The organism is Mycobacterium sp. (assembly GCF_050701675.1).
Classification (GTDB): Bacteria; Actinomycetota; Actinomycetes; order Mycobacteriales; family Mycobacteriaceae; genus Mycobacterium.
The window spans coordinates 1-5,315 of record NZ_JBOGDD010000701.1 but is presented as its reverse complement, the minus strand read 5'-3'; the positions used below and the strand labels follow the sequence as shown (position 1 = coordinate 5,315).

Annotated in this window: 4 protein-coding genes; 1 reads left to right on the top strand and 3 read right to left on the bottom strand. The window is 64.9% G+C overall.

What is annotated here, in order from left to right; all coding sequences use genetic code 11:
* Positions 1-526: 526 nt before the first annotated feature.
* Positions 527-799 carry a site-specific integrase gene (locus ACRDUX_RS21560; RefSeq protein ID WP_526416317.1) on the top strand — a complete coding sequence of 91 codons (273 nt, stop codon included), beginning with the start codon at positions 527-529 and terminating at the stop codon, positions 797-799.
* A 204-nt stretch (positions 800-1,003) separates the two neighbouring features.
* Here the strand turns inward: ACRDUX_RS21560 and ACRDUX_RS21555 are convergent, their stop codons facing one another.
* The 3 genes from ACRDUX_RS21555 to ACRDUX_RS21545 all read right to left on the bottom strand — a co-directional run.
* Positions 1,004-2,023, bottom strand: a complete 1,020-nt coding sequence (locus ACRDUX_RS21555) for a substrate-binding domain-containing protein (protein WP_526416315.1) — start codon at positions 2,021-2,023, stop codon at positions 1,004-1,006.
* Positions 2,024-2,085: 62 nt separating this feature from the next.
* Positions 2,086-3,165 carry an ABC transporter permease gene (locus ACRDUX_RS21550; RefSeq protein ID WP_526416313.1) on the bottom strand — a complete coding sequence of 360 codons (1,080 nt, stop codon included), beginning with the start codon at positions 3,163-3,165 and terminating at the stop codon, positions 2,086-2,088.
* On the bottom strand, positions 3,162-5,315 hold a 2,154-nt coding region (locus ACRDUX_RS21545; RefSeq protein WP_526416311.1), incomplete at its 5' end, for an ABC transporter permease subunit. The genes ACRDUX_RS21545 and ACRDUX_RS21550, both read right to left, overlap by 4 nt.

The following is a 5,315-nucleotide window of genomic DNA, read 5'->3' as shown; positions in this document are numbered from 1 at the left end:
CTATTAGCAAATCCTCGATGGGTGCGCTCCACGCCAACCCTCAGGACCGACGCCGTCACGGGCCCGGGAAGGCGCCGGGTTCTGTGCCTCAGTCCGCAACCGTTGCGCCTCCTTTGTGCGTCGGCGTAGACGCACTCTCACAGACTGGCTTCCCATTACCGACATGTCAAGATATTTTCGAAACCAATCTACGGTTTCGGTTATGGCATAGGTTCTCGGACGTAGAGACCCGGCATCCTCGCCGACCTGACCATGGATCAGATGCAGTCCGAAACAAGCGGCCGCGTCTCATACGCCGCCGGCCAAAACGTCGCTGTCGCCCGGTCGACGAGGGCCACGCGGTCCGCAACGTCCCACGACATCGCTGAAGCCGACAACAACGAGCGGAACACCACTAGACACGAGGTGGTCGCATGACCCACCCCACCCTTCGAGGTGCCCATGGCTGGACACGACTCGACCACGTCGACGGTGACCGGTACGCGATCGCGTGGCAGCTCGCGCTGACAGGATCCGACGTGGCGAGGTGGCCGGCTTGCGTTGGAGCGACATCGATCTCGAGAACCGAACACTACAGATCTCGTCGACGCGGTTGAGGTTCGGCAAGCACCTCGTCGAGGACGCCCCCAAGTCGCGAGCCGGGCGCCGGACGTTGTCGATCCCCGACCACTTGGCCGCCAACCTGCGCTCCGCCCGGGCAATCCAGGCAACCGACAAGCTCGTGTTGGGCGAGGAGTGTGAGCCGAGCGGCTTCGTCGTCGTCAACGACTGGGGTGCCGCGCTGAGTCCACACCGCTGACGTCACGATGGGCCAGCTAGCTCTCACTCGGTTCACACGGCCGCAGCGTCGGAGACGCTGTCGGTGTCCTCAGACGAGGCAGGCAGCTGAACGAGTGGTGATACCCGGTCTCACAGCATCGACGAACCAATCAACGGCATAGGGGTGAACCGCTGCACGCGCACCGGAGTGTGTAGAGCATGCCGCCTCACTGGGCTTCGCCTTCTAGAACTTGAAGTTGTGGACGTTCTTGGCGGACACCACGGTGGCCGGACCGAGGATGATCTCGCCGTCCTTGCCGACGGTGAACTCGCCGAGGCTGCCCACGGAGAACTTCTGGCTCTCGGAGCCATCGATCTTGCACTGCGCCAACGATTGTGCGGCGGCGTAGGACAGGTAACCGAGGTCGTGGACGTTCCACCAGATGTCGGTGGCCTGGCCGGAGTCGATGAAGCTCTTCATGATCGAGGCTGGTGCCAGGCCCGTGAGTTTGATGTCCGTCTTGCCTGCGCTCTGCAATGCACGCGCGGCTGCGGGGAAGCCGAGGCCGGTGGGCGCGATGATGCCCTTGAGGTCGGGGTATGAGTTGACGAGACCCAGGGCCTGCTGCTGGCTGGTGGTCTCGTTCGACTCGCCGTACACCGTCGTGACGAGCTCGATGTCCTTGTACTTGGGGTCGTCGGCGATGGCGGCCTTGACCGCGTCGACCCACTGCACCTGGTTCGTGGCAGTCGCATTGTCGATCAGTGCCGCGACCTGACCCTTTCCGCCGATCTGCTCGCTGATGGCCTGCAGCATCATCGTGCCGACTTCGGAGAGATCGGCCTGGTTCACGAACAACGTGCGGGCGTCGGTGGCGACGTCGGAGTCGTAACTCATGACGCGGATCCCGGATTCGGCGGCACGCTTGAGAGCGGGGGCGACCGTGTCGGGGTTGTTGCCCGCGATCACGATGACATCGACCTGCTGGGCGATGAGGTTGTTGATGAACTCCACCTGTGCGTCGCCGGTGTCCTTGGACGGCGCGGTGATGATCAGCTCGCCGCCGAGGTCGGCCTTTGCGGCCTCGGCGCCGTTCTTCGTCTCACCCCAGTACGGGTCCGTGTCGAGTTTGTTGACGAAGCCGACCTTGGCAGGGCCGTCGAGGCATTTGGCCGCGGTGGTGGTGCCACTCTCACTGGCACAGGCCGTGAGCGACATCGCGGTGATGACCGAGCCGATCAGGCAGAGCGGGATCTTCTTCATTGGTTCTCCTTGTTCGTAGCGGCGTTGCAACGGATGAGGTGGGTGGGTGAGCGGAGGAGATGTCAGCCGGGATGATCCAGCTGAGCCTTGGGCGGCGCATCGGATACGAACAAGTTCTGCAGCTTGCTGCGCCTTCTTCGCGAGAGTTGTTCTCCGACTGTGTTGCTGAGAAGCAGCGAGATGATCAGAATGAGTCCCACGACGGTGCCCTGGGCGTCGCCGCCTGCGCCGTTGAGTCCCATCACGTTGCGCACGATCGACACCAGGCAGAGCGCCCACACCACGCCGGCGATGTTGCCCTTGCCGCCGAGCATGCTGACGCCACCGAGGAACACGATGGTGATGATGTCGAGTTCCATACCGAACGCGTTGTCGGCGCGTGCACTGGAAAGTCTTGCGGTGTAGAGGATTCCGCCGACGGCGCAGACCAATCCGGTGGTCACGAACAGCCACATCCGGAGCCGCCGGATGTTGACGCCCGAGTAGCGGGCGGCATCGGGATTCCCGCCGAGGGCCAGAACTCGGCGGCCGATCGACGACCGATGCAACACCACCGCGTAGACGACGACCAAGACCACGAACGGAAGGATGACGAACGGGATCCGCGTGTAGGGAATGTTCTGATAGCCGAAGTTGGTCAGCGCCGTCGGGAAGGAGCTGATCGATTCGCTTCCCAGCACGATGTAACACAGGCCGCGGAACAGCGCCAGACTACCCAACGTCACGATGATGGCCGGAAGCGTCAGGTACGCAACGAAGAACCCGTTGAAGGCGCCCGCCGCCGCGCCCACGACGAGAGTGGCCACTAGCGCCACCGGCAACGGGATGCCGGCTTGCAGCAGGACTCCGAGCGCCACGCTGCACAGGCCCATGATGGAGGCCACCGACAGGTCGATCTCGCGGATGATGATGAGCAACGCGACGGGCAGGATGATCAACGCCTTGTCGGAGATCCCCGCCACCAGCTGCGTGAGGTTGTTCGGTGTCACGAACGCCGGGGTGAGCACTGCGGCGCAGACGACCACCGCCAGCGTCACGTATGCCAACAGGTAGTGCCACTGCGTCACCCGGACGACAATCGGGAGACTGAACCGCTCCTGGGATTGCTCGCGGGTCGTCGGTTGCGGAGCGACAGCGGTCATGGTGTGCTCCTTCGACGGCGCGTTTGACCAAGGGCAAGAATGTAATTGAGGACGACCGCACCGATGATCACGACGCCGTAGGCGGCCTGCAGCCATAGCGGGTCGACGCGAGTCAGGCTGAGCCCGTTGCGGATGACCAGCAGCACGACGGTGCCCAGCGCGACGCCGGTCACTGTGCCCACTCCCCCTGCGATGGCGACACCGCCGACGATCACCGAGGCGATCACCGACAGTTCCATGCCGATTGCGACGCGGGGGTCGACCGTCGCGAAGTGCGACGCCCAGAGCGCTCCGCAAAAACCCGACAGCGCCCCGCAGATGACGTAGGCATAGAAGATCCGCAGTCTGACGCGCACTCCGATGAGTTCGGCACTCTCGGCGTTGGAGCCGACGAGGTAGAAGCCGCGGCCGAACGCGGTGCGTTTGAGTACCTGGGCGAGCACGATGAGCAGTACGACCACCAGAGCGACGATCAACGGGATTGGCCCGAGCTTGGTGGAGGCGAACTCCAGCCAGGACGGCGGAACGTCGCTGGCATTCACCTGCCGACTGTCCGCGACGAAACTGGTGACGCCCCGGAACACCGCCAGCGTGCCGAGCGTCGCGACGATCGAGGGCACGCGGCCGAAGGCGATCACCAGCCCGTTGACTGCGCCGCAGGCCAATCCGACGGCGATCGCGATCAGGACCGCGACGAGCACGGGGATGCCTGGAACGTCGCGCATGGTCATTGCGCTGACGTAGGCGGCCAGTCCGACGGTGGAGGCTACGGAGATGTCGATGTTCCCGGTCAGCATGACCAACAGCTGACCTGCCGCCACGAACAGTAGTAGCGATGCGTCGACGGCGACCGAGGTGAGGTTGCCGCCGCTGAGGAAGTTGGGGTTGATCAGCGCCACCGGTATCGCGATGGCGAGGATCACCCCGACGAGCCCGAGTTCGCGGGCCGCGCCGAGTCGGCCCAGCAGTCCCGCGAAGCCGGTGCGGCGACCCGCCGCCCCGTCGACGACTGCCTCCTTCGATCCGGGCTGCCGTCGCGGTTCCGGTGAGGCGTCGTCGAGCGACTCCTCCGCGTCGACCGGTGCCGAACCTGCAGCGGCCTCGATCGCCGAGACCTCGTCGACGGCCCCGCCGTGATGATCGGGTGCGGCGCCAGTCGCTGCCGCCCCCAATGCTTCTGGCGACACGTCGGCGCGTTCGACGACGGCCATCTGGTGGCCTTCCCGCAGCACCACGACCCGATCGCTCATCGCGATCAGTTCCGGCATGTCCGACGAGATGAGGATGACCGCCATCCCCTCGGCCGCCAGGGCGGCGACCAGACGATGAACCTCGGCCTTGGCCTGGACGTCGATGCCCTGGGTGGGCTCGTCGAGGATCAGAATCCTCGGTTGCGTGCCCAGCCACTTCGCCAGCACGACCTTCTGCTGGTTTCCGCCGGAGAGCGTGGAGACCGGTTGGTCGTAGCTGCCGAATCGTAGACGCATCTTGCGCAAAGGATCCCGAACGACGTCGAGTTCGCGGCCACGATTCGTCAGACCGAACCGAGTCGTTTTCGACAGCACCGGCAGCGAGGCGTTGTCGAGGATGGAGAAGTCCATCACGAGCGACTGTCCCCGTCGGTCCTCGGAGACGTACGCGATGCCGTGACGCATCGCCTCTCGCGGCGAGGAGATCGACACCGCTCGCCCGCCGATCCGGATCTGGCCGGCGTCGGCCGCGTTGATGCCGAACAGGGTGCGCGCGATCTCGGTGCGTCCCGCTCCGACGAGGCCGCCGAACCCGACGATCTCACCGGCCCGCAGCGCGAACGAGATGTCCTCGTATTCACCTGTGCGAGTGAGGGAGTCGACCTCCATAACGACATCGCCGAGGTGTGCGTCGCGGTCAGGATAGAGTTGGGACATGTCGCGGCCGACCATCAGCCGCACGGTTTCGGACGGCGTGAGCTCTTCGACGCGTCGGGTGTCGATGAGTTCGCCGTCGCGCAGCACGGTGATGCGGTCGGCGATCGCGAACACCTCTTCGAGGCGGTGCCCGACGAACATCATCGTGACCCCACGCTCGCGGAGGGTGTCGACCACCCGGAACAACAGCTGCACTTCGTGCGTGGACAGCGCGGCCGTCGGCTCGTCCATGATCAGCACGCG

Coding starts and splice junctions, on each gene's coding strand:
- ACRDUX_RS21550 (WP_526416313.1), bottom strand. CDS start 3,165: ATGACCGCTGTCGCTCCGCAACCGACGACCCGCGAGCAATCCCAGGAG.
- ACRDUX_RS21555 (WP_526416315.1), bottom strand. CDS start 2,023: ATGAAGAAGATCCCGCTCTGCCTGATCGGCTCGGTCATCACCGCGATG.